An 18,999-nucleotide genomic window follows, 5' to 3' on the forward strand; every position below is an offset into this window, starting at 1 on the left:
CAAGGGGGTAGACTTGCAAGAGGTAAAATAGGATGAAACCTTGACCGGGTAAGCAGTTGAGCCATAATTGAACCAGTTTATGAGTAGCAAAAAACGAATCAACCGAGATCGTGCAAAGAAAAAAAATCGTCCTCAAGTAGAAAACGAAGCGATCGCGAATCACCTGGAAGATTTATTAATTCCAGCAATGGCGGCCCAAAAAACTTTTTATCGCCAACTAAATTTAAGAGATAGAATTCTAACACTACCGTTAATGATGGCCTCTGTATTAAGTTTATTATGGCGAGACGTAGCAGGAGTAACAAAATTAACCAGATTATTAAAGAGAGAAGGCTTTTTATGATGTCAGCCACAAGAAATTAGCCAACAAGCATTATCACTCAGATTTTTAACTTTGAGAGCTATTTTGTTTGAAAAAGTATTTAAAGAATTAGTACCTCATTTTCGACAAAAATGGTTGATGAGAAAGTCGAGACCATTACCAGATAGCGTACAATTTGCCTTAAAAAACTTTGAAAATATCTGCATAGCAGACGGCTCAACATTAGAAGCATTATTTCGTAAACTAGAAAGTTTATCAGATGTTCCAATTGGTAAATTATCCGGAAAAATGTGAGTAATAATAGACCTAGTAACTCATCTTCCCGAAGAAATTTGGTTTTGGACAAATCCGAAACAAGCAGATACCCATTGGGAAGAAGATTTACTAAAAACAGTTAAGCCAAAAACTTTGCTGTTACTGGATAGAGGCTTCTATCACTTCGCTTTTTGGTCAAAATCAATTGAGCAAGAAATTGGATTTATCACTCAAATTAAGAAAGGTGCAGGGTGTATCTCAGTTTTGCATTTGTAGTAGTGCGAGCTTAAGAGCTCGCGTATTGTACAATACGCGAGCTCTTAAGCTCGCACTGTAAAAAAAAATGCTTTTTGCAAAAATGAGATGCTCCCAAGGTGCATCTTATCAAGTCAAGCGGGTATTAACCAATACTTATAATGTCAAAGACCAGATAATCCAGATAGGTGCAGGGACAAAAAAGACACCAAGTTTGACTATAAGATTAGTACAAATTCGCTCGAAAAATAGCTGGCGTTCTTATCTGACGAGTGTCCGAGAACCCGAAATATTGCCCCCTATGTAGTGGCAGATTTATATCAAAGACGCTGGCGAATTGAAGACGCCTTTTGTATAGTAAAGAGACTCCTAAATTTAAGTTATTTATGGACAGGTTCTGTCAACGGAATTCAGCTCCAAATCTGGGCTACCTGGCTATTTTATGCGGTTTTGGTAGACTTAGGGGATGCCGTTGCAGATGAATTAGGAGTGCCAATTGAACGTGTTTCATTAGAAATGATTTATCGGGGAATGTATCATTTTTCTGTTGCCTATCAAAAAGGATTAGCTTCTGACGAAAGTTAAGTATTTTGCTGACGATAAAAATCAAGATTTAGGGATTGTTAAGCGACAACGAAAACCTCAGATCAGGCTAATTATTTCTCCTTTCCCTGGAACTCAAAGAAGTCCCGAACAATTTTTTTTCAATAATAAAGGAACAAATGGAGTCATATTTTAATTGGTATCTCGGTAAAAAAAATGAGTAAGATTACTCATTGACAACAGTGCTTTTAGCTTAACTTGTGAGTAATGGGCAAGGTTCGATCGACTGGTTTAAAAAGCAAATTCCCTAAAATCAAAATCTTTTGGGGGCTCACAAGCTCGAAGCTTTCATTACTTGGGCTAACAAACATCTCTAATCAGGCATTACCGATCGCGATCGCCATTTTCCCCTTCCCTACAGTTGCTTTTTTTGGGGAAACTGCTATTATTTACGATAACCCAGCATTCAAATATTTTAATTTTATTAAAGTGAAAAAAATCGCCCTTTTTTTTCGAGTTAACCGCTTGACTCTGAAGTTTTTTGGAAGTACAATTTAATAATGGGAATAGTCGCAAAATTAAAGTTAGACTCACCACTTCCATTATCTAAAATATACCACCTAAAGTCCAGACAAGTCAATAGGTAATAATTCCTTTTTTTTGCCAATTTTTTGACACTGTTTCTAAACTTTTTGTGGTTGATATCGACGAAAAGCATTGCTATCCAAAAATGGGTTTGTTTCCACAGGCCGTGCAATCACAGGTGTGGAACGGTTACATTATCAATTTTTCTTGAGGGATTTTCGGTGGCGGCGCACCCTACACCTAACTAACTCAACTTCGACTAGATAGAGAGTGGATTTTGGTGTTTAGTTAAATTGAACTTATTAATAATTCCTTGACTTTGCCGCGCTTGGAACTCTTAGAGTTAATTCCCCTAGACGCTGATATTTCAATTTGCTGAGGGAGATGAGCTATTTTAAAAGCTTCAGCATCGCTGTATATTTTATCGATGAAATCGCAGTTAGAATTAGACAGCATAATTTTGACACCCCGTTGGGCAAGTTCTGCAAAAACATCTCTAAGCTTTATCTGTTCGGCTTGTTTGAAGTTCTCGCGGCTGTAAGCTGTGAAATCGCTAGTAGAACTGATAGGATAATAAGGCGGGTCAAAATAAACAAAGTCTTTGCTGCTTGTAGCAAAATCTAAAATTCGATCGAATTTTCTCACTTCAATTTGAGCTGGTTCGAGTAGAGATGAGACCGATCGCAATAATTCTGGTTGACAAATGTTAGGATTTTTGTATCTGCCTATGGGAACATTAAATTCACCTTTGGAGTTTTCTCTGTAGAGGCCGTTGTAACAAGTTTTATTGAGGTAGATTAGCCGTGCTGCTTTTTCTGTATCTGTGTTGTAGGATCGCGATCGCACCGAGTAATAATAGGCTGGATTGTCCTTGCTGTGCTCTAAAGCGTGCTCTAACAAAAGCTCAATCAGATCCTCAACTTTATCCCTGACACAGCGATAAGCATTAATCAACTCAGGATTAATATCTGTTAACACAACTTGCACAGAAGGGTGCTGTTGTGCTAAGTAAAAAAATACGGCTCCGCCGCCCAAAAAAGGCTCGTAGTAAGTGGTGAACTTTTTAGGAAAATAAGGTTGATATTGTCCAATCAACCTTGTTTTGCCTCCAGCCCATTTCAGAAATGGACGCGGCAAGACGAAAGAAGGTGCGGCAGCAGACATTTAGGTAGAAATAACAGCCCTATAATATTTATCACAACTACAACTCACAACTACAACTGAATAGAAATACTTCTCTCATTCGTTACCAGAAAGAATTGGTTGAAAGCCGGAACGCTTTGAGGGAGAAATTAAAATCAGACTATTCATTACTCCAATCCTCGGACTTATAGGTAGAGGTCGCTCTCAAACTGTCAAGCGGTCAACTGTCAAGCGGTCAACTGTTGAACGGAGGTCGCGTTCCGGCATTGAACAGACTCAGACCCGATCGCTCTCACAAAACTTTTCGTTAGAATTATATATGTTAGCATCGCCCTTGAAAAATGACCGATCGCCCGATCGGCAGATTTAGCTCCGGCTGTGCCAAAATTGTCTAACTCGCTCACAAGTGTTACCAGTCAAAGATCGAGCTGTAACACTTTACCCCACCGGTGCTCATGCAAGATTTCATTAATAACATCTCTCGCTACCCTCGTTTTTTGATTACTGTGTGTCTGGGAATCTTTTTTTTCCTGTTCGAGCGACTCAAACCTCTGCTCGATCGACCGGCAACTGCGATCGCCCTGATTACTTCGATTGTAGCGACTTTTGTGTTTCTAACTTTTACACTGCGCGCCATGTTAGGTCTGAGTCCGGTTTAAAGGCAAAATTTCTGCCCGAAAAAGCCGGCGAACTCTGACAAACCATAGCCCACAAACCAGGAACGCAGAGGGTTTGGGGGTTGCGACTTCTGAGTTTGAGTTAAAACACTAACCCCCGAAATAAGTGCAACTCTTCCGTGCGATCGCACACTTGGCAATAGTCGCTGCGATAGATTGGAAGAGAAAGTAAAGTTACCCTAGTTATGTGAGCGCTCCTCAACCTTGGCGCAAGCAAACATTACCGAAGTGCAGCACAACAGTTCCGGCTATCAACACAACTGGGGAAATACTGCACCTCTGTTTCCCCCATTCCCACTTAATCCTTAGGAAGCGGCACACCCCGCCCCGCTTTCCTCTCCCGTTAACCTGACGGTATCACGAGAGTTTCCAGCGGACAAGACAGATGAAATTTGAACATATCTATCAATTTTTTCAAGACCCCCCTCCTGTTTATCTAAACAAGGAACTGGCAGTGTGCTACATTCTCTCGGTGTTATTGCGCGGAGATTCCTACGGTACAGAACTCATCGGACAACTAGAAAGGGAATTCCCCATCTACCGACTTTCTGATACCGTCCTCTACAGCGCTTTGAAATTTCTCGAAGATGAAGCCGTCATTACCGGTTACTGGAAAAAAGTAGAAGGACGCGGCCGCCCCCGCCGGATGTATCAAATCCTCCCTGAGTGGCGGCATCAAGCTCAAGACCTGGCTCGTCTGTGGCACGAGTACATCGGTCAGGGAAACGGCGCGTCTGGCCGTCGTCCCCGTGCCTTGGAAACTGGTCACACGGGTTAGCAGGCGTTGAAATCGGATGCCTAAACCCTTGAGATGCGGTGCTACTAGCAAAGCGAATTGTCCGATTGCCTTCGCTTTGCCAGCATCGCCGCCGCACAGCGATTAGAGTAGCGATTCACTACGTCAGGACTTACGCATTGTCACTTGAGAATTAAGGATGATGGGGAGATATGGGAATTGGGTGATGGGGAGAAAAACGCATTGCTAGAAAGCTTGGCGAGAATTTGGGTTAAAAAGTGTCTGCGTAAGTCCTCGATCGCTTTCTTCTGTAAACTTATGTAAAGTCATAGTAGATAATTTCACTTACACAAACTTCTACCGATGGATACTACTGTTCTTTCTTCAACCTTTGTGATGACGCTGCTGTTGGCTGTTGGCTTGTTTTTCTTCATCAAGGCCTCAGTCAAAGATCGCATCGAACAAGTCAAGCTTGCTTCCGAGAGCGCCCAAGAGTTACTGTTAACCCAGCTACAAGAGTATTTTGCTTCTAGGGCTTACCGAGTTGCAGCCGTTGATGCCCCCAACTATAAAGTCACCTTTGAGGGTTTTGTGCGGCCGAGTTGGTTTCTAGCTATCTTTTTAACCCTGTTGAGTGCAGGCGGCGCTCTCTGCTTGGGACTGGTTTTGGGAATGCTAGTACCACAGCAAGGTCAAATTTTCCTAGGTTTGGTACTGCTGTCGCCGTTGACGGGAGTATTTTACTGGAAAAAAGCCGGACGCTCCGAGCAAGTCATTCTCAAACTCGAATCAGTTGCTGACTCGGAAAGCCCAACTAAAAGCTTTGTTACTGTCAGAGCTCACCGCGACGAACTAGCAACTATGCAAAAAGCTTTAAATTTGAAACCCCTGGAAGATTAAAAGTTTGGCGCGGAACGTTTTTTTGATATGCTAGATGCCGTGCTTCGACTTCGAGCCGACAAAAGGATTGCTGCTGGCAGTTCTCTAGTTGGCCCGAAAGTTCGATCGACTGTTGATGCAAAGTAAATGATTTTCTAGAAACTTATTGAATAATTGGGTAAAAGCTGGTAGTGTAGGGCGGGAATAAAAAACGCTCTAGCGATTAAAACAGCTAGGGCGATGGTCACTTTGAGTCATTATCGTTTTCAGCAAATGTTGAAGCATCAAGCTGTTAAATATGGCAGTTTTGTAGTAGACATAACCGAATAATACACATCACAAACCTGTTCAAAGTGTGAACAGAGATTTAAATGGCGCTTTCAATATCTTGTTGAAAGCTTTGAGAGATACCTCCTTGACGGGAGAGCTTGCAGCTTTCACGCGTCTTGCCATACACAGCTAATTCGGGCTTAGTCTTGGATTTGCTGGGTTAAATGTATCTGGCACGGTCAAACGATTTTAGATTGTGAGATTTTAGATTTGAGATTTATTCTACAGATGAATCTGGGAGCTTTAATTTTCGTCTAAAATTTGGAGTGGTTCGCGACTCGATTCCGGGCTTGTATTCGTTTTTGGGCAGAGTCAAAAAAAACCATTATCCTGAGAGTGCCAATTGTGCCGATCGCCCTTTCTTGACGATCTATCCTGTTGCGATGGCTCCTTATACCTTAACTTCCCAAGGATTTTTCGCGTAAATTTCAGTTGGCACTCTCCAGACAATGAGAACTCTCGCGCTTTTGTTAAAAGAGCTAGAAAAACATTGCTGTCAATGTTTTGAGCTAAACATTTCGATCTATGCGCGACTGGCGGACACCGCAGGAATTTTTTCTGCGGTTGCTTCCAGCATCACCTTTAAGCTGGGAAACAAGAAATGGTTCTCTTCTACGTATTGGGCTCCGAACAAACCTTTTTCAGCCCAGAAGTATCTGTCGGTGGTATGCTCGTTACGCTTGACCAACAGTAAAGCTGGGGGAGCAATGCCTTCGGCATGGATGAACTTGCGAGCCGCTGTTACGGGTTTATCTTCGCCGCTCTCGATGCTATATTGAGGCACACACTCTAAAATTCTCCGTCCTTCTTGTCGGCGGCGACTTTTGCGCTTGCGTCTCCTGGCCAATTTCTTTACCTCCTCTGTGAGCAGACAGTGTGAGCAGACAGTATGAGCAGTCAGGTTTTGACATACTCCCCAGCCCTAAAGACATGGGGATTGTGGATTCAAACAGCTTTTCTCAAGCACAGCTTGTCTGATATTGCCGAGTATCCTAGGTTGATGTCCCAACCTATCTCAGATTTTTTGGATTATAGAGTTGAGACCGGATTTTTACATCTGGCGAATCAACAATATATGATTCAATCATCTAAGCTGTCCCGATCGGGCGTGGCTTTTTATCCAATTTTTAGGTAATGATAGCTACCAAATCCGAGGCCAGTATATCTGTTCTAGCTCTAAACTTCAACTGTTTTTAATATATCGACATAATCTTAACATTCGTGCCGATCGACAAAAGTGCAGCGGTTGTGGTAAGGTGGGCCGCAACTTCCGGCAGCAGCCAAGCTTGGGACTCTGGGGAAGCTATGCAGGCGGGGCTTTAAAGCAATTGTGTTTGTGAAAGCTGAATCCTGGGAACCGAGCAGCCTGCCATCAAAGCCCACATACTAGAAATTTAGGAGTCTCCAATCTGTAATCGGGGGCTGAGCAGTTGTAATTTAGTTAAAATTCCGTAAAATATCTTAATGTGGCACTCATGTTAATGCCAGCCAGTTCAGAATTTGTCAAGCTTTGTCGATCGCAGGTGGCGATCGCAGTCAGTTTGGGTGCGACATTCAGCGCAGTATACCTGACACAAGAGCTGGTAGAAGGCAGCGAGGCAAAGTTAGTGCCGATCGCAGTTTACCCAGAAACCTCAGTCGAACCAGAAAATCAGGAGTTGAGGCTCGAACCGGCTTCAAGCTCGACAGTGAAACCAATGCCACGGCGGCTGGCTGCGCCGGCTTTGGCTGTGGAAGCATCAACCGTGGGGGCGATCGCACCCGAGCCACTGCCGGGTTTTGAAAACAGTTCCAATCAGTGCCAAGGCCCGGGGAATGTGTGGCAGCAACGGAGGCAAATAGTGACGCCTCTGATACACGAGGACGCTGTCCTGGGACTCCTGGTCAGCGGTAGGGAAGACAGGGCTTGGAACGATCGAGAGGAGGCTCAGATCCAACAAATTGCTCGCACTTTGGCCCTAGCGTGCATTTTAGACCAGCGATCGCAGTGGATGCATCAGGAATTGGGATCTTCCCGGCAAATCCAGGCTCAGGTTTATGACACGATGCACAACTTGCTGCACCAGTTCAAGAGTCCGCTGACAGCGTTGCGAACTTTTGGCAAACTGTTAGCGCGCAGGCTGGTACCAGAAGACAAAAATCGCAATGTGGCTTATAGTATTGTCCGAGAGAGCGATCGGCTCTCTGAATTGCTCGGCCAGTTCGATCGCACAGTAGACACCGGCGAAGCAAATCTCAGACTCCCATCAGGCACTTCAGAAACAGCAACATCCAATATCGAATTAATCCAGCATTCTCCTCTGTCGCTGTCGCCTGCGGCCAATTTGGACGAATCCTGTGCAGTGCCAGAAGTCTTAAAACCGCTGTTAATTTCCGCTATGGCGATCGCATCGGAAAGGCATCTGTCATTGTTAGCCGACATTCCGGCGGATTTGCCACCAGTCTCGGCGAGCGATCGAGCTTTGCGCGAAGTTTTGAGCAACCTAATTGACAATGCTTTGAAATATACCCCCGCCGGCCGCCAAATTTATATTAAAGTAAGCTACGAAGCGAACCACCGCCCCTTACCTGCCATAGCAGTTGCAGTCAGCGACACAGGTTCCGGCATTCCCCCCCAGGATTTAGAGCATTTATTTGAGCGACACTACCGGGGAGAAAAAGCCCAGACAGAAATTCCCGGCACAGGATTGGGTTTGGCGATCGCCCGCGATTTAGTCCGCCAAATGCAAGGAGAAATCCAAGTATTTTCCCCAGTAAATCCGGAATGGCTGCCATCTAGTGCAGCTCATTTATATCCAACCGATAGCGGCACTACATTCGTCGTTTGGCTGCCGATGAAAAAGGAGAACAACTGTTTGTAGTGCGGACTTCAGTCCGCAATATTGAGCGGACTTCAGTCCGCACTACAAGCCTTACTTATTGGGGTCAATAGATCGGACATGATATCATTGCCAATCTAAAATTAAAAATATAAAATAGTCTCACAAACTCTATACCTGGGAAAAACCATATGAAGCATCTGCCTTTATTCGATAAAATTCCCAACTTTTCAAATCTTTTAGAAAAGCTCAAGAAACACTTTTTTACTGTACCATTTTTAGTTATTTTCAACACTCTGACTGTCTTGATTTTAGGCGGGCTGAGCCTATATGCCAAACTCAACAACCAGGGAGACGGAGTTGAACGCCTCTTTAGCGATCCTTTTAACTTCTGGTTCCCTTACGAAGGCCTCCTCACCGGAATTTCCGAAGTCCTCTGGTGCATCCCAGTCGCAATTTGTGCATTTACATTCGGACTCCTGCGCCAAAAAGACCCCCGCAGTCGATCGGCAATATTCTTCTTTTTTAGCGCTTTACTGCTGGGAGTCTTTTTCTTGGATGACAGGTTTCGGATGACTTTGATTCTTTCTCAGTTGGGAATATCTAAGAAATTAATTTATTTGTGTTATGGTAGTGGCGTTTTCCTTTACGGAATTAAATTTTGGCGATACATCAAAACCACTCCTTACCTGCCCTTAATCGCCGCATTCCTCTTATTTGCTATCTCGCGGTTTGAGGATATTATAGACACTCGTAGTCTAGGAGCACACGCTATGTTAGAAGATGGCACTAAGTTATTAGCTCTTCTGAATTTGGCTATGTATTTTTGGCACGTATGTTATCAAGCAATTTGGCGACATTTGCAGCAGACGGAAAAACCTTAAGTTAGTTGACAGTTGACAGTTGACAGTTGACAGTTGACAGTTGACAGTTGACAGTTGACAGTTGACAGTTGACAGTTGACAGTTGACAGTTGACAGTTGACATTGGCAGTTGACAGTCATTGGAAGCAATTACTAATTACCAATTCCAATCCGCAATGCCCAATGCGCTGGGAAGGCCAATGCCCAATGCCCAATCCCCAATGCCCTGGGAAGGCCAATGCCCCATGCCCCATGCCCCATGCCCCATGCCCCATGCCCAATTACCCATTGCCAATTACAAACAAACTTTTCATGTTTTTTTTATTCCTCTGACTAAAACTGTCAGGCAATCCCCGAAACCGCTGGAAATTCAGAAATTGAAACCCGCGAACATCAGCCAGTAACTTTGGCGTAGATTTTACCGCCGAAGTTGCAGCACAAGAGGCAATTTCTTTCTCTACTGTTAACACATTTCCGTAAAGATTGGCAATTATTTCTTGACCCCCAGCAGTCATTTTCAAATGCTGCAATCCTTCTTGAATGTAGGGATATACAACATTCCAAAAAAACTTGGGATAGCCCGATCGCAAATCTGCCGGATGGCAGTAGCCTAGATTTTTATTACTACCTATTTCTTCAAATTCATAAAACAGCGCCGGTATTTTTTGTAAGTAGCGGGGGTCGCTGAGTTGACCGAGCAAATCTGCTGCCCGCACTAAGCCGGGATAATTGCCAGTACAAGAGTGTTCTTCGTCGTTCGGTACGGGGAAGCGAGTCAATTCAATATTACGCATAATAGCCTCCGAATCAATCAAATCGTGACCGAAAAAATGTTCTTGTACGAACATTTTACCCCTGTCTATATGATAGGGAGTTAAGCTAGCATCAGTTGTACCCGATTCTAGATAAATTGTATTGTTGTCAGTGCCTGTCGCATACAATCTTTGGCTTTGTTGATCTTGAGGGCAGATTCCTTTGACGTAACCGATATCGTGACACAGCCAAGAAACGATCGCCTCCAGCCAATTTTCTGGGGAGATGTTTCCTTCGCTCAGGTATTTACCGCGCAATATTTCTTGCCCTACTAAGGTGACAAGAACTGTATGTTCGACGTTGTGATAAAGAGCGTCGCTGCTGGCAATGTTTTCTAAAGCTAGGCTGACAACCTGTTCGATAAGTCTGGCGCTGTCAGATTTAATGTTCCCGTAAGTGTTTCGGTATCCGGCTTTTAAGCTTTCAGTTAAGGAACTGATGATGACTGTGGTGGGGTTCAACATTTGTAGTTACCTTGATGGCGGGTGATTGCGAACTATTGCATATTTGCAATTAGTCTGTCAGAGGAGTATTTTTTTTTCCAAGAAGTCATTTGTGCAGTCAATCTAAAATCTAAAATCTAAAATCTAAAATCGATCGACTGGCTGTTGGTTTTTATTGTCACCGATCGCAATTGGCGATCGCAACCAGAAAAGCTCATAAGTTTGACAGTTTTTGCGCCTCAGCAATTTCCCGCTGATTGGGGAGCTACCGCAATACCTCATAAAAACTCATAAAACCTCAGGAAAGCGAAGGAGCAGCTAACTCGACTCGGAATTTGCCGTGCAAGCCCTCAGCTCGGCTGCTGGCTTGAATGTTGACCCGCGAGGCTATACAATTTATAAAAATTCTTGCTATCAAGGAAGTGTGGGACTTTTTTCCTAAAACGAACCTACAGCAGGCAAGCTCCCAACCCTGATAGCCATCAGTGATTCCCAAATCTACAATCTCCAATCTACAATCGAAATACCTTAGTAAAAAAATGAATATTAAAGAAGCTTTAGAATTTATAGAAAACTCAGTTCACCTCAAAACTGGCAAACACCTCAACGATTTGGAAAGGCAGGTTTTTATCGGGACTTGGCAAGGACAAACCTATGAACAGATTTACCCATTAAACCCGGAATATGTCGAAAAAGATGTAGGATACAAGCTATGGCAGAAGCTGTCAAGTATCTTGGGAGAGAAAGTTACAAAAAAGAACGTGCGAGGAGCCATAGCTCGATCGATCGCGCGGCAGGAAATGCGATCGGCAGAACATCTAAAACAGCCTTCCCAGACTGAACCGAGAAATGGGACAAATCACGGAAAACGAGTTTTTATTAGCTATTGCAACCAAGAACCCGATCTGAGTTTGGCACTGGAGCTTGCCGAAGGCATAAATGCAACGGGACACCAAGTATTCGCTGCCAATATTGGGGCGGTTTATCCCGATCGCGAATCAGCAAAAAACTGGCTTTCTCAAATTGACTTTCAATTAGAACAGTGTGACTATTTTTTATTGCTGCTGTCCGGGGAAACAGCAGTTAGTGAAATAGTTATGGAAGAATTGCGGAAAATCAAAGAATTGCGCTACAGACGGCAAAATCCGGCGCCTGCCGTGTTGCCAATTCGAGTCAATTATCCTCCCAGCATACGGCTAAACCATGACTTGCGGAACTACATCAACGATACTCAGCAGCGCGAGTGGACATCGCCGGCTGACACGGTACTACTGCTACAAGAAATCAACCAAATGCTTTTAGAAACAGTCGCTGGGGAAAGCACAGTACAGCCAGCAGGTACATCGCAAACAGATACAGAAGATGACATATCCGCAGGATTTATAGTTAATTTAAACCTGCTGGCGCCAGAGCATTCTTTCCTTAAAACTGCGACTCAGACTGTAACCATTTCTCGGACTCTGCCGCTTTCAAATCCTCCATCACCCGCCGCAGAGCCGCAGATTCCCCAAGGACAAGTCAGGCTGGATTCGGCTTTTTATGTCGATCGCGTTCCCTGGGAAGCTCAGTGTTACAAGGAACTTTTGCAGCCGGGAACTTTAATTAGGATAAAAGCACCGAGACAAATGGGCAAAACTTCGTTAATGGCGAGGATTCTTTATCAGGCAAAAGAACAAGGCTATCGCACTGTTCCTCTGAGTTTTCAACACGCAGATGCTGCGTCATTTGCCAATCTCAATTCACTGCTGAGGTGGTTCTGCAACAAAATTACGCGCAAGCTGCGGTTGCCTCACCAGATTGACGATTATTGGACTGATACTTACGGCAGTAAAGATAATTGTACGGCTTATTTTGAAGATTGTTTGTTGTCGGGAAACAATGCACCGCTGGTGTTGGGATTGGATGAGGTCGATCGCGTTTTTCAGTATCCTACAATTGCCGATGATTTTTTTGGGCTGCTAAGGGCCTGGTATGAAGAAGCCGGATATGGCGACAGCGACAGCGAACTGTGGGCAAAACTGCGTTTGGTAGTGGTGCATTCAACAGAAGTTTACATTCCGCTGAACGTGAATCAATCGCCTTTTAATGTGGGTTTGCCAATAGAATTGTCCGAGTTTAGCGCCGAACAAGTGGCTGATTTAGCGAGAAGGCACGGGCTGAATTGGCAAATAAATATGGTGGAAAAATTGATGAATATTGTGGGCGGTCATCCGTATTTGGTGCGCGTAGCTTTATATCACATTGCTCAAGAATTTGCTCTTTTCAATCGCCGATTTTCAGGTTCTGCCAAAGAACAAAAAGATTTAGAGGAAAGTTTAGATGAACTTTTAGAACTTGCTCCTACTGAAGCGGGAATTTACGGCGATCATTTGCGCCGTCATTTGTGGAATTTGCAAGAACATCAGGAGTTAGCAGTGGCTTTTAGTAGGGTAGTAGCAGCTAATGAACCTGTAGAGTTAGAATCTGTGCTGGCGTTTAAGTTGCACAGTTTGGGGCTGGTGCAGTTGCGGGGAAATGAGGTAACTGTGCGCTTTGAGTTGTACCGTCAGTATTTTGGCGATCGACTAAAATGTATTTAAGATTCATCTAACTTACAAAACTCTTGCGGGAGGTAATAAAATGCCGTCTCCATTTCCAGGGGTAGACCCTTACTTAGAAAATCCTGAATTTTGGCCGGAAGTTCATCACCGCTTAATTACGGCGATCGCCGATGCGATCGGGCCTGCGCTGCGCCCGAAATACCGGGCGGCAATTGAAAAGCGGATTTATTTGAGCGAGGCCGAAGATAGCGATTTGTTGGCAATTCCTGACGTGACAGTATTCGATCGCCCGTCCACCCCCAGCCAATCTGTTATGACTGCAACGCTGCCCCATTCCGAACCGATGACAGTTACGGTACCAATATTGGAAGAAGCTAGGGAAGGCTATTTAGAACTCCGAGAGGTAGGTACAAATCGGGTAATCACAGTCATAGAAATTCTTTCGCCGAAAAACAAACGCACTGGGAAAGGTCGAGAGGCCTATGAAAACAAGCGACAAGAAGTGTTAAGAAGTGCCTCTCATTTAGTAGAAATTGACTTGCTCAGGGCCGGGAGACAAATGCCTGTAACTGGCGGGACTAACACGGATTATCGCATTTTAATTAGCAGGGCAAATCGCCGTCCAAAAGCTCAATTGTATGCTTTTACGGTACGAGAAGAAATTCCACCATTTTTCTTGCCATTGCAGCCGGGAGATACAGAATTTCAGGTGGATTTGCAAGCTTTGTTCAGCGGTGTGTATGACAGAGCGGGATTTGATTTGTCGATCGACTATGCTCAGCAGCCTGTGCCGCGACTGAAGGACGATGATGTTGGTTGGGCACAGGCGCTTTTGCAGGAAAGGGGATTGCGGTGAACGGGGAGTTATTTCGGGCGATCGATTAAAATATTATCACCAAGAGGAGTGAAAAATCTTGATTCCCTTTGAATTTATCGTCACTGGTTCGCCAGTTTCTCTACAAACAAATAACCGAGAATTACTTCAAGAATGGAAAGCCAAAGTGCGCGAAACGGTTGCCGAAGCCTTGCCGATCGGAATGGAAGCTACTAGCGCTCCAGTTCAAGTCATCATCACTCATTATTGCATTACTCAAACATCAGATTTAGATAACATCATTAAACCGATTGTAGATTCCATGAATTCTCTAGTTTACATTGATGACAGGCAAGTTACCGACCTCACAGTAAAACGGCGCAAACTTAAGGAATTAGAAGATTTCACTGCAATATCTCCTTCGATAGCCGAAGCGTTGGCTGCGGGCCAAGAATTTATCTATGTTAAAATTGACCTACCAACCGAGCCAATGGAGCTAAATCGATGATAGCAGCACTAGAGAAATTAGAAGCAACAGAAATTGCAGAAATTGCCGATAAATATCGCCAGCAAGGTTATCAAGTTTTAGTAAAGTCGAGGGATTATGACTGGCAAAAGTTTATTGCGAATCAGCAAATAGACTCGATAATTTGCACCGTTAAAGAATCGGTCATCGCAGCATTAAAACCGCGTTCTCACGAGTCAAAAACGCAAAAAGATTTAGAGGAGGAGGCTAACGCGAGTTTGTATGACTATTCTTGTAAAGATGTAGAAGATATTCATTTTTACATGAAAAAAGCATCAGAAATGATCGAAAAGGGTAATTTTGAACTTGCTACCTGTTCGATCGGATCTATTACTGAATCAGTGATGCGGATGGTAGCTGAACACCACTCGATTAATTTTGAAATTCAAGAACCGCCTATTTTGGCTCAAACATTCCTCGCTCACGGTTTGATGAATGGGGAGGATTATGAAGTTTTGGTGGCGGCGCTGGAAATTCGCGATCGCGTGATTTTTCAGCGAGAAAAAGTTACTGTTGAACTCAATTTGGCGCGCCGTGCTTTTGAAGCATTGCAGCGTCTTTTAAGTCAATCTGGACAAATTGAAGGGTAATTAGGCTCTCAAATGGCGATCGGCTGTGTATTCTACTCATTGAAAACAGGTTATGTATCAAGAAAAAAGCTCAGCCTATACTTATAAAGTTGGTGGACATTTGCCTCTAGATGTTTCCACTTATGTAGTGCGACAAGCGGATTCTGAACTTTATCAAGGCTTAACAAATGGCGAGTTTTGTTATGTGCTGAATTCTCGCCAGATGGGTAAAACTAGCTTGCGCGTGCGAACTATGCACAAATTGCAAGCAGAAGGTATTGCTTGTGCGGCGATCGATCTAACTAAAATCGGTTCTCAAGATATCAATCCCGATCAGTGGTATGCGGGGGTTATTAGACGTTTAGTTACCAGTTTTAAGCTAGATTTGAATTTGAGATCGTGGGTGCGGGAGCGAGAATTTTTGCCACCTGTACAGCGCTTGAGCGAGTTTATTGAACAAGTTTTACTGGAAAATATTCAGGGTAAGATTGTAATTTTTGTTGATGAAATAGACAGTATCTTGAGTTTGAATTTTCGGGCAGATGACTTTTTTGCCTTCATTCGTGCTTGCCATGAATTCGATCGCCTGACTTTTGCTTTGCTGGGGGTTGCGACTCCTTCGGACTTGATTCAAGATAAATACTGTACGCCTTTTAATCTCGGTCGCGCTGTCGAATTGTATGGCTTTAAACTGCACGAAGCTCAACCTTTGGTACAAGGTTTAGCAGGGAAAGTTAGCTATCCTGAGTCTGTTGTAGAAAATGTACTGATTTGGACGGGAGGACAGCCGTTTTTAACTCAAAAGATTTGCAACTATATTTGGCAACAAGCCGAAAATTTCCCGGCAAAAATTCCTCAGGATAAATCTTTAATCGCAGATTGGGTGGAGAATTTAGTCCAGACGCAAATTATTGATAATTGGGAAGTTCAAGACGAACCGCCACATTTGAAAACAATTCGCGATCGCATTCTCAGAAGCGGACAGCGTACTGAGACTTTGCTTAAAATTTACCAGCAAATTTTAATTGCTTCTGATTCGTGTAGCGAAGCCAAAATTCCGGCTGATGAAAGCCTCGAACAAATGGAACTGCGATTGTCTGGTTTGGTTGTGAAAAGAGGGGGGATTTTAAGCATTTATAATAAAATTTATGCCTCTGTATTTAATCGAAATTGGACGAAAAAAGCTTTGGCTGCTCTCCAACCAAACTTTAAACAATTAGTTGCCCATCAAGAACACAAAGTCCTATCTATGCTCAACAGTATGGAAGGCAGAGATTTTGAGGATGTACTCTATGAAATTTTGGGTTCGATTACTATTAAACTAGGGGAATTGATGAGTGTCGATCGCATTACCATATTTTTTATAGATAAAGATAAAAATGAACTTTGGTCGATTATTGCCAGAACTACAAACAGCAGTTCGACAAAGATTCAAATTATGGCAAACAATCCAACAGCAGGCAGAGTGACTATTTATAAAAAAGCTGTCAGCATTCCCAGCGATTTATCGGAAAATTGGTATTCCGATGTCGTGGAAGAGCAAGATAAAAAGACTGGTTACAGACTTTACAGCAATTTAACCTCACCTATGTTAAATGAAAAGGGAGATATATTTGCTTTTGTGCAGTTGGTCAACAAGTTAAAACAACAGCACGATCCGGCAGGAACTTTTTCTGATAAAGTCGATATAGAAGGGTTTACAGAAGTCGATCGCACTTTGATTGGAGAGTATGTTCCAGCTATTCAGCGGTTGTTGGAAAGGTGTCAATCTTGTTATAAGTTAACTCAAAGATTGCAAGCTTCGGAAGCTTTGACGGAAGCAACGCGATCGGTTTCTCAAAGCAGCTTGGATTCGGAAGAAATTATCACTAAAGTGATGGAAGCTGCTAAAAGATTGATGAATGCCGATCGCAGCACTCTTTGGCTGTTAGAACGCGAAACAGGGCAACTGTGGACAAAAATCCGCTTTGAAGATGGCTCGGTTCGCGAACTCCGGATCGAAGTCGGACAAGGTTTTGCGGGTCAAGTTGCTGACAGCGGCAAACCTGTAAATATTCCCTTCGATTTGTACGAACATCCCGAATCAATAACCGCGAAACAAACTGACCAAAAAACAAAATATCGTACTTGCAGTTTGCTGTGTATGCCTGTTTGCAGTCCTGACGGTGAATTAGTGGCTGTCACTCAATTAATTAACAAAAGAAGACCGGGAGATTTCCCAGAATATGACCCGGAAACTTGGCCGGAAGCACCGGAATGCTTTCAAGACAGCTTCGATGCTAACAGTCAAAAATATATGCAAATTTTTAACACTCAAGTCGGGGTGGCATTGCACAATGCGAGACAATTTGCGGCGATGAAACAGCAGGCGGAAGACCACCCGCAAAATGTGGTCAGCCAAACTCTGGCAATGCTAAATCAGGTGATGGACGGTCAGGGTTTTGATGATATTCTTGATGCTACTTTGCGATCGATTACTTTGAAAATGGGTAAGTCTTTGAATGCCGATCGCACTAGCATTTTTCTGTTAGACGAAGAAAAAAATGAGTTTTGGTCGATTATTGCTGAAGCCGATGCTGAGGGCGATCGATCGCTAGAAATTCGCGTTCCGGCAGATAAAGGAATTGTCGGTCATGTGGCGTCTACGAAACAAAGTATTAATATTCCGTTTGATTTTTATGACGATCCGCGTTCGGAAACGGCAAAAGCATTAGATATCAAAAATGGCTATCGAACTTATACTATGTTAACACTTCCTTTGTTAAATAACGAGGGTAATTTAGTAGCTGTAATTCAGCTAATTAATAAAATCAAAAAAATCGATCGCTCCAGCTTGTCTTTGTCAGAAAAAATTGATTTGGAAGGGTTTACAAAACTGGATGAAGAGCGGTTTGCCGAAGATGCGAATTTGATTCAAATGATTTTAGAAAGTTTCCGTACCTTTCACAAAACAGCCCGAGGACAAAGAGTTGCGGCTGCGTTGATGGCGGCTACTCGTTCTGTGAGTCAAAGCAGCTTAGAAATTGATTCGATTCTGCAACGTGTGATGGAATCTGCTAAAGAGTTGATGAATGCCGATCGGAGCAGTTTTTGGGTAATTGATAGAGATGCTAATCAATTGTGGACAAAAATTATTTTGCCAGATGGTAATTTATTGGAGTTGCGTGTGGCGATCGGGCAAGGTTATGTGGGACAAGTGGCCCAGATGGGGGTTCCTCTAAATATACCGTTCGATCTTTATGATTATCCGGGTTCTGAAACTTCTAAAAAGACGGACGAAAAAACCGGATATCGGACTTGCAGTTTGCTTTGTATGCCTGTTTGGAATCCAGACGGGGAGTTGATTGCTGTGACGCAGTTAATTAATAAAATTAAATCGGATGGCGAGGATAAATCGATTGAATTATCTAAGGAAAATGTGCCGGAGCGTTTTCGGGCAAGTTTCGACCAAAGCGATCAAAACTATATGAAAATTTTTAACAATCAAGTGGGGGTGATTTTGCAAAATGCAGAATTGTTGGCGGCGGTTAAGCGGCAGGAACAAACTTTGCGAAATAATTTGAGTTCGATCGGTGGTGATTAGAAGTCAGAGGAGAGGGGGAGAGGGGGAGAGGGATTATGTAATCCGACTAAAGAAACCGGGTTTTTTACCCTTGTTAAAGGCGATAAACCAGTGTTTTTGTAAAAAAACTGGTTTCTGCCTGCGAGACTATAGCATTTCTCAGAAAGATGAGGTATGACTTGTAAATGGAGTTTTTGATGCGACTTCGCTTGCTTTATAATCACTATAAGAGGGCTAAAGCCCAACTACGTACCTAAGAGGGCTAAAGCCCAACTACGTACCTAAGAGGGCTAAAGCCCAACTACGTACCTAAGAGGGCTAAAGC

15 protein-coding genes and 2 pseudogenes are annotated in these 18,999 nt (G+C 43.4%); 12 read left to right on the forward strand and 5 right to left on the reverse strand.

The window, feature by feature from the left end:
- Positions 1–79: 79 nt before the first annotated feature.
- Both JGK22_RS10655 and JGK22_RS10660 read left to right on the forward strand, forming a co-directional pair.
- Positions 80–826: pseudogene (locus JGK22_RS10655) on the forward strand (IS4 family transposase); the annotation flags it as partial.
- A 121-nt stretch (positions 827–947) separates the two neighbouring features.
- A pseudogene (locus JGK22_RS10660) lies at positions 948–1,571 on the forward strand (transposase); the annotation flags it as partial.
- 677 nt (positions 1,572–2,248) lie between these two features.
- On the opposite strand, the gene JGK22_RS10665 reads toward JGK22_RS10660, so the two are convergent.
- Entirely contained in the window at positions 2,249–3,124 is an 876-nt protein-coding gene (locus JGK22_RS10665) for a DNA adenine methylase (protein ID WP_293174173.1), read from the reverse strand.
- Positions 3,125–3,558: 434 nt separating this feature from the next.
- Between JGK22_RS10665 and JGK22_RS10670 the strand changes: the two genes are divergently transcribed.
- The 3 genes from JGK22_RS10670 (at position 3,559) to JGK22_RS10680 (ending at position 5,416) form a co-directional block, all read left to right on the forward strand.
- Positions 3,559–3,762 (forward strand): DUF751 family protein, encoded by a 204-nt coding sequence (locus JGK22_RS10670; RefSeq protein WP_293144336.1) that lies wholly within the window; start codon positions 3,559–3,561, stop codon positions 3,760–3,762.
- Between the two features lie 403 nt (positions 3,763–4,165).
- Positions 4,166–4,558 carry a PadR family transcriptional regulator gene (locus tag JGK22_RS10675; protein ID WP_293144339.1) on the forward strand — a complete coding sequence of 131 codons (393 nt, stop codon included), beginning with the start codon at positions 4,166–4,168 and terminating at the stop codon, positions 4,556–4,558.
- A gap of 321 nt (positions 4,559–4,879) precedes the next feature.
- Positions 4,880–5,416: a cofactor assembly of complex C subunit B gene (locus tag JGK22_RS10680; protein ID WP_293175838.1), complete on the forward strand. Its 537-nt coding sequence runs from the start codon at positions 4,880–4,882 to the stop codon at positions 5,414–5,416.
- A gap of 832 nt (positions 5,417–6,248) precedes the next feature.
- On the opposite strand, the gene JGK22_RS10685 is transcribed toward JGK22_RS10680, so the two are convergent.
- A complete protein-coding gene (locus JGK22_RS10685; protein WP_293144355.1) occupies positions 6,249–6,572 on the reverse strand; it encodes a DUF3155 domain-containing protein in 324 nt (107 codons plus the stop codon).
- 634 nt (positions 6,573–7,206) lie between these two features.
- Here JGK22_RS10685 and JGK22_RS10690 point away from each other — a divergent pair.
- Positions 7,207–8,586 carry an ATP-binding protein gene (locus JGK22_RS10690; RefSeq protein WP_293312834.1) on the forward strand — a complete coding sequence of 460 codons (1,380 nt, stop codon included), beginning with the start codon at positions 7,207–7,209 and terminating at the stop codon, positions 8,584–8,586.
- 149 nt (positions 8,587–8,735) lie between these two features.
- Positions 8,736–9,428: a hypothetical protein gene (locus JGK22_RS10695; protein WP_293312836.1), complete on the forward strand. Its 693-nt coding sequence runs from the start codon at positions 8,736–8,738 to the stop codon at positions 9,426–9,428.
- A gap of 136 nt (positions 9,429–9,564) precedes the next feature.
- On the opposite strand, the gene JGK22_RS10700 is transcribed toward JGK22_RS10695, so the two are convergent.
- The 3 genes from JGK22_RS10700 to JGK22_RS10710 form a co-directional block, all read right to left on the reverse strand.
- A complete protein-coding gene (locus JGK22_RS10700) occupies positions 9,565–9,696 on the reverse strand; it encodes a hypothetical protein (protein WP_293175832.1) in 132 nt (43 codons plus the stop codon).
- Positions 9,689–10,684: an Npun_R2479 family HD domain-containing metalloprotein gene (locus tag JGK22_RS10705; protein ID WP_293175830.1), complete on the reverse strand. Its 996-nt coding sequence runs from the start codon at positions 10,682–10,684 to the stop codon at positions 9,689–9,691. The genes JGK22_RS10700 and JGK22_RS10705 overlap by 8 nt, the downstream gene beginning before the upstream one ends.
- A gap of 123 nt (positions 10,685–10,807) precedes the next feature.
- Positions 10,808–10,945, reverse strand: coding sequence for a hypothetical protein (locus JGK22_RS10710; protein WP_293193746.1), 138 nt, complete (start codon positions 10,943–10,945; stop codon positions 10,808–10,810).
- Positions 10,946–11,202: 257 nt separating this feature from the next.
- Here JGK22_RS10710 and JGK22_RS10715 point away from each other — a divergent pair, with 257 nt between their 5' ends.
- The 5 genes from JGK22_RS10715 to JGK22_RS10735 are packed head-to-tail and all read left to right on the forward strand — an operon-like array spanning position 11,203 to position 18,695.
- Complete coding sequence (locus JGK22_RS10715) at positions 11,203–13,242, forward strand: AAA-like domain-containing protein (RefSeq protein ID WP_293197863.1); 2,040 nt, start codon at positions 11,203–11,205, stop codon at positions 13,240–13,242.
- 40 nt (positions 13,243–13,282) lie between these two features.
- A complete protein-coding gene (locus JGK22_RS10720) occupies positions 13,283–14,059 on the forward strand; it encodes a DUF4058 family protein (protein ID WP_293211114.1) in 777 nt (258 codons plus the stop codon).
- 58 nt (positions 14,060–14,117) lie between these two features.
- Entirely contained in the window at positions 14,118–14,525 is a 408-nt protein-coding gene (locus JGK22_RS10725) for a RusA family crossover junction endodeoxyribonuclease (protein WP_293312838.1), read from the forward strand.
- Positions 14,522–15,133 (forward strand): hypothetical protein, encoded by a 612-nt coding sequence (locus JGK22_RS10730; RefSeq protein WP_293312840.1) that lies wholly within the window; start codon positions 14,522–14,524, stop codon positions 15,131–15,133. Before JGK22_RS10725 ends, JGK22_RS10730 begins: the two co-directional genes overlap by 4 nt.
- A gap of 52 nt (positions 15,134–15,185) precedes the next feature.
- Positions 15,186–18,695: a GAF domain-containing protein gene (locus JGK22_RS10735; RefSeq protein WP_293312842.1), complete on the forward strand. Its 3,510-nt coding sequence runs from the start codon at positions 15,186–15,188 to the stop codon at positions 18,693–18,695.
- Positions 18,696–18,999: the final 304 nt, after the last annotated feature.

It is taken from the genome of Microcoleus sp. PH2017_08_TRC_O_A, assembly GCF_020738665.1.
Classification (GTDB): Bacteria; Cyanobacteriota; Cyanobacteriia; order Cyanobacteriales; family Microcoleaceae; genus Microcoleus.